The 6,773-nt window shown below is 49.4% G+C and carries 5 protein-coding genes; 4 read left to right on the forward strand and 1 reads right to left on the reverse strand.

The features are described from left to right. The first annotated feature begins 2 nt into the window (after positions 1-2). The 4 genes from QZT80_RS18440 to QZT80_RS18455 all read left to right on the forward strand — a co-directional run bounded on the left by QZT80_RS18440 (position 3) and on the right by QZT80_RS18455 (position 5,913). Complete coding sequence (locus tag QZT80_RS18440) at positions 3-902, forward strand: helix-turn-helix domain-containing protein (protein ID WP_295125390.1); 900 nt, start codon at positions 3-5, stop codon at positions 900-902. 203 nt (positions 903-1,105) lie between these two features. Beyond that, complete coding sequence (locus tag QZT80_RS18445; RefSeq protein WP_295125393.1) at positions 1,106-3,808, forward strand: alpha-L-rhamnosidase; 2,703 nt, start codon at positions 1,106-1,108, stop codon at positions 3,806-3,808. Positions 3,809-3,825: 17 nt separating this feature from the next. Then, positions 3,826-4,752: a hypothetical protein gene (locus tag QZT80_RS18450; protein WP_295125396.1), complete on the forward strand. Its 927-nt coding sequence runs from the start codon at positions 3,826-3,828 to the stop codon at positions 4,750-4,752. Positions 4,753-4,791: 39 nt separating this feature from the next. Beyond that, positions 4,792-5,913 (forward strand): D-TA family PLP-dependent enzyme, encoded by a 1,122-nt coding sequence (locus QZT80_RS18455; protein WP_295125398.1) that lies wholly within the window; start codon positions 4,792-4,794, stop codon positions 5,911-5,913. Between the two features lies 1 nt (position 5,914). Here QZT80_RS18455 and QZT80_RS18460 read toward each other — a convergent pair. After that, positions 5,915-6,773: class I SAM-dependent methyltransferase (locus QZT80_RS18460; RefSeq protein ID WP_295125401.1), on the reverse strand; the 859-nt coding region annotated here is incomplete at its 5' end.

Here is a 6,773-nt window from a genome sequence, read left to right on the forward strand (position 1 = left end):
TCATGAAGTCGACATTCACAGCACCCACACGTACGCCCCACCTCTATCAATGGAAAAACTACGCACAGGAAGTAGCAGTACAAGGCCCGTTCTTTGAGATACGTGCTATTGGAAATAACCTGCCTGCCGACGAATGGACCCCGCACCGGCACGAATTTGTGGAGGTGATATGGCTTACTCATGGTACCGGCAAAATTGTAGTCGATTTGCAGACATACGAACTGGCCCCAGACCGTATATGCTGTATTTGTCCGCGCCAACTGCACGAATTGAAATTGAACGGAGATGCAGAAGGATATGTGATGCGGTTTAACGACAGCTTTTTGTTTACGGGTAACGACGAGCCAGGCATGGCCTATCATTCTACCTTTTACCAACTGCTGCGCAACGCTGTTACAACCAGGCTGGATGATGATACCCTTCATGAACTGGTCGATATCGTTAATAAACTTACTACAGAGTACCATGGCAGCAGATTGTTCCGTACGGAAATGATGCATCGTTACCTGAAGATTTTTTTCGTGTATTTATCGCGCCAGTTAAATAACGAGCCGGAAGATATTTACCGGATGAATAAAACGCTGGTGGACAAATTCCTTGGTTTGGTAGAAGAGCATTACCGTACTAATAAAACCGTAGCGGAATATGCGGCGCTCCTGTTCGTAACGCCCAACTACCTGAGCGGTGCGGTTAAAAAGAATACCGGGTTTTCGGCCGGGCATCATATCCGCCGCAGGATAATACTCGAAGCACAGCGGCAGGCTGCGGTTTCGGATGTAAGTATGAAGGAAATAGCTTGGGCGCTTGGCTTTTCAGATCCGGGGCATTTTTCTAAGTTTTTTAAGAATGGATGTGGGAGAAGGTTCAGCGACTTTAAGCGGAACCAGGTAGCTGTGGCATAAAGGACGATAGTCCTTTAACAGCTGCGGTAACAATAATCGGTTTGGATATACCTTCGCTGAAGGCTGATTTGAATAGGTTGATGTAATTTACCACCCCACGGTGCAGGTTGCAAACCTAAACTGAATTACGTACTTTCCTTCCCGTTTCCCGGTAACGGCATAAATACAGCCGGTTGGGAGGTACTAACAATATCAGTCACGTCATGAAGAAACTCCTTTTCGCCGCTTTATTATGCAGCTTTACCGCTGCTACGGCCCAAATACAGGTACAGCAGCCAGTAGTCGAAAACCTGGATAACCCGATCGGGCTGGATATTACCACGCCGCGTTTCAGCTGGCAACTCATATCACCCAAACGTAATGTCATGCAATCGGCATACGAACTGAGGGTAGGCAACGATCCTAAAGAACTGGCAAGAGGTAAAAGTACCTGGAGCACAGGAAAAGTGGCGTCAGATCAATCGTTGCATGTTCCGTATGAAGGCCCGGTGCTTAATGCCGGTCAGCGTTACTACTGGCAGGTAAGGGTATGGGATAATTCAGGCGCTGCTTCGGCATGGACAACCCCTGCCTTTTGGCAGATGGGACTACTCAAAGCCGCCGACTGGAAAGCATCCTGGATAGAACCAGGTTTCGTGGAAGAGCCCTTACGCCCCTCACCACAGTTTTTCCGGAAATTTACAGCCCAAAAGAAAGTAAAAACTGCGACCGCTTATATTACTGCTCACGGCCTGTATGAAGCACATATCAATAATAAAAGAGTGGGTGATGCCTACTTTACCCCCGGCTGGACGAGTTACAACAAACGCCTGCAATACCAGGCCTACGATGTAACCGCGGCCTTGCAACAAGGGCAAAACGAAATCAGTGTACTGTTGGGAACGGGCTGGTACCGCGGCAATTTCTCCTTCGGCAATACTAAAAATATTTATGGGAAAGATGCAGCCCTGCTGTTTCAACTCGATATCACTTATGCAGATGGTACACAGGAATCGATCGTGTCAGATGAAAACTGGAAAGCGGCTGCCAGCGGCATCCGTTACTCCGAGATATACGCCGGCGAAAAGTTTGATGCCCGGCAACAGCAACTTAATAAAGACAACTGGCCCGCAGTTAAACGTGCCGGTTACTCAAAAGACGTACTGGTAGCTACTTACAACGAGCCGGTTAAAAAGCATGAAGTGATCGCCCCAATCAGGATATTTAAAACCCCGAAGGGCGAGCAGGTTATAGATTTCGGGCAGAACCTCGCCGGCTGGGTAGTTGTTAAAGTGAAAGGCAAAGCAGGCGACAGTATCACCATCTCACATGCGGAGGTGCTGGATAAGGCAGGCAACTTCTACACCGAAAACCTTCGCTCCGCCAGGGCCCAGGACATCTATATTTTAGCAGGAACAGGGGAGGAAGTATTTGAACCGCATTTCAGTTGGCATGGGTTCCGTTACATTAAGGTGGATGGCTACCCCGGCGAACTTACACCCGAAAACTTTACCGCTGTGGCGCTCTATTCCGCCATGAAACCTTCCGGCTCATTTACCACGTCGAATAAGCTGGTAAACCAACTGCAACAAAACATCGAATGGGGATTGAAAGGTAACTTTCTCGATGTGCCCACCGATTGTCCGCAAAGGGATGAACGGCTTGGCTGGACAGGCGACGCACAGGTGTTTTTCCGGACAGCCTCTTACCTGCGCGATGTAAATAACTTTTTTGATAAGTGGATGAAAGACGTAGCGGCAGAACAAATGCCCAACGGCAGCGTACCGCGTGTGGTGCCCAATACCTTCGACGGCAGCGGTGGCCCCGCAGGCTGGGCCGATGTAGCTACCATTATTCCATGGGGCATGTACCAGGTGTACGGCGATAAAAAGATATTGGAAACGCAGTACGCCAGCATGAAGGCCTGGGTAGGTTATATGGAGAAACTGGCTCCCAACGGTTTGTACAACACCGGCACCCATTATGGCGACTGGCTGTTTTATAGCGTTAACGATGACCGCGATGGCAGATCGGCCATTACGAATAAATTCTTCATTGCGCAGTGTTTCTTTGGCCACTCTACACAACTGATGATCAACGCTGCAAAAGTGTTGGGCAGGAACGAAGATGTAACCTACTACACCGCACTACTGCAGCGTGTAAAGAATGCCTTCGTAAAAGAATACCTCACTGCCAACGGCGCCACGATGTCCAATACCCAAACATCTTACGTACTGGCCCTGCAGTTCGATATGTTGCCCGAAAACCTTCGTCAGCAGGCGGCAGACAGACTGGTAGCAGATATCAGGTTGTATAGAACGCACCTGACTACAGGGTTCCTCGGTACGCCTTATCTCTGCGAGGTACTGAGCCGCTTCGGGCACACGGACGTAGCTTACGAATTGTTATTACAGCAAAGTTATCCATCATGGTTGTACCCGGTAACAAAAGGCGCTACCACCATCTGGGAACGTTGGGATGGCATTAAACCAGACGGCAGTTTCCAGGAAGCATCTATGAACTCCTTTAACCACTATGCCTATGGTGCCATCGGCGATTGGATGTATCGTGTAATGGCCGGACTGGATATTGATGGCGACGGCGTCGGTTACAAAAAGGTACGCATTAAACCCCATATCGGTGGTGGCTTCACCAATGCCGCAGCGGGGTATACCACACGTTATGGTAAATTATCATCTGCATGGAGGATAGAAAATGATAAATTGTTGATGGATATAGAAGTGCCTGCAAATACTACCGCTACGGTATATGTACCTGCCGGCAGTGTGGAAGAAGTAACGGAAAACGGAAAGGTTTTAAATAAGGACATACAGCCCGCAGGCAGGGAAGGAGCCTATGTAGTGTTGAAGGTAGGCTCGGGCAGCTATAAATTCAGCACGCCCTGGAAAGGAAAACCTGCGTCATAACATTAAAACACACAGTCATGCGGAAACGAATACTGCTCTTGTTCCTGGCTATTCCTGTGCTGTCGGTTGCACAGTTGCCGCAGGGTATTGCCGGGCGTTATCCGGGCGATAAAGGGATTGAAAAAGATAGTAACGTTCTGTTCGTTGAAGATTTCGAAACGGGCATGAATGAAGTGTTGGCCCGCTATTCTGACGTGTTAAATAAAGCGGGAATGTCTATGGATGCTGATGTGCCGAAAGGCAGCGCGGGCAAGCAGTCTATGAAAATGACGAATATCGGAGGGGTGAATACGGGCGGGCATCTATACCGCAATTTCAAGCCCGGGTTCGATAGCACAGTGTATATTCGCTATTATGTGAAATACCCAAAGTCAGACAGCAACTATATTCACCACGAAGCCATCTGGTTCGGCGGTTACGATCCTGTGTTGCCTTACCCATCGCCCAAAGCTGCAGTTTGCAACGTAGAGGGCAGGATATCTGTATCCTACGAAGCCAGTCAGGGTGGCCAACAGATGGATACTTACATTTACTGGCCGTTCATGAATAGCGGAAACGGTTTCCGGTGTTACGGCAATGTATTTTTCGATCCTAAAGCGCGCAGGAAGGTGGATTGGGACGAGTGGATGTGTATAGAAGTAATGGTGAAACTAAATAACCCCGTAGAAGCCTCGAATGGTGAGCTGGCCGTATGGTGTAACGGTAAACTGATGGGACACTGGGGGCCAGGTTTTCCCGGCGGTCGCTGGGTACGCGACAAATTCATCGCCAACGATACTGACCCGGGCTTCGAAGGCTTCAGGTGGCGTACCAAACCTTCGCTGAACATCAACTATATCTGGATCGAATATTTCGATGACTTTACGCCCGCAGGTATGAAAAATCATATCAAATACGACCATATTGTAGTGGCCAGGAAATACATCGGTCCTATAAAGGAATAGCCGTTTGTTTTTCTCCGCTAAAACCACGATCATTATACCATGACAACGAACGATACCGCTGCCTGGTACAGCATCCGTAACATATCCACCATCGATTCTCCCGCACTGGTCGTTTACTACGAAAAAGTAAAGGAGAACATCCGCCTGCTCAGGCTGCTGTCGGGCGATGTAATGTTGCTGCGACCGCACGTAAAGACCAATAAAATAGCGGAGGTATGCCAACTGATGCTCGATGAGGGTATTACACAGTTTAAGTGCGCCACCATCGCCGAGGCAGAAATGCTCGCAGGCATAAAGGCCCCGGATGTGTTGCTGGCGTACCAGCCGGTTGGCCCCAAAGCGGAACGTTTTATCCAGTTAATCAAAACATATCCCACCACTGTTTTTTCCTGCCTCATTGACAATGCACCGGTAGCCCAAACCTTATCGAAACTGGCGGTGGCAAATGGGGTGGACGTGCGTGTATTGATAGATATTAACGTGGGTATGGACCGTACAGGCATTGCCGCAGGTGAACCCGCTCTGGCGTTATGGACGTACGCTACCTCCTTACCCGGTATTAAAATGACAGGCTTACATGGTTACGATGGCCAGGTAAGTGATACCGCAATAGATGTTCGCCAGCAACGCAGCGACAATGGTTTTGCCAAAGTTGAAGTTATGGCAGGAAAAATCAAAGAACAGTCAGGCGTAACACCGCTTATTGTTATGGGCGGATCGCCCACCTTTCCCACACATATGCGCAGGAAAGGTGTACAGTGCAGTCCGGGCACCTTCGTGTTCTGGGATTACAGCTACAAAACGCAACTGCCCGACCTCCCGTTCGACTATGCAGCTTTAGTCATCACCCGCGTAATTTCTATTATCGACGAACACACCATTTGCACCGATCTCGGACATAAATCAGTAGCTGCAGAAAATCCTTTTCCGAGGGTGTACTTTCTCAATGCACCCGATGCAAAGCCCATACGGCAAAGCGAAGAGCATTTGGTCGTTAGAGTAGAGGACGCGTCTGTATTTTCAGTAGGTGACGTACTGTACGGCGCGCCCGTTCATATTTGCCCCACCGTAGCTTTATACGAAAGGGCAGTGGTGATAAAACACGGCGAAGCCGCCATGGAGTGGAAAGTAGTAGCGCGCGACAGGAGGATCAACATTTGACCTACACACGAATATGCAGGAACAAATTGATCGCTTCCGGCTCGCTGCCCACGTGTATGCGCTCGCGGTCAATACCCGCCTGTATCGCCAGTTCGGTCAGTTCTTCGGCAGAACGGTGATGAAGGTACCAGTCGCCGATCAGCTCCATGTACTGGCGGCTTGGATTGTGTGTGTTGAAGTTACCGACAATCACTTCACCTCCGGGTGCAGCCCAACTCACCAGTTTCTTCAACAGTTTGATGAATAACTTGTCTTCAAAGTAGTCGAACAGTCCCGCGCTCCAAACAACATCGTACTGCGCCGTATCCTGGTAGCGGAAAACGTTTTTGTGAACAAAGTTCACCTGCTCCTCATACTCCTTCGTCAGTTCACGCGCATACCCGATAGCATGGCTATCAGCCTCGATGCAGGTCGTTTGCAGGCTCGCGGGGTTAATCTGTGCATACAACTCGCTGAGGTCGCGTGCGGGGCCGCTGGCTACGTTTAACAGGCGGAGCGGCCGCTTCGATTGCAGGTGTGCGCGAAGGGTGTGGATGAAATAATCCTTCCGGTTGCGCACGGCCTTTACTGCCGCATGATTATTCCAGAACATGTCCCATTTACGGAAGCGTGGATTGTCAGTCACCTGCTGGCGGTACATTTTGTCGATGATCATGAAGTCGCCCGCATAACCGTAAGGTTTTAACTGGCAGTGACCGTGCAGTGAATCTTCCATGCCTTCGCCAAAAAGACTTTTATGGAACAGTTCTATTTCTTCAGGATTAAGCAGGCCCTTACGGAGGTCTTCAGACAATACCTGGAATATCTCATCCAGTTGTCGGTACTCTTTTTCTTCGGGGCCGCCCTTTTCAAGAACTTTC

Origin of the sequence: uncultured Chitinophaga sp. (assembly GCF_902168175.1) — a bacterium.
Lineage (GTDB): Bacteria > Bacteroidota > Bacteroidia > Chitinophagales > Chitinophagaceae > Chitinophaga.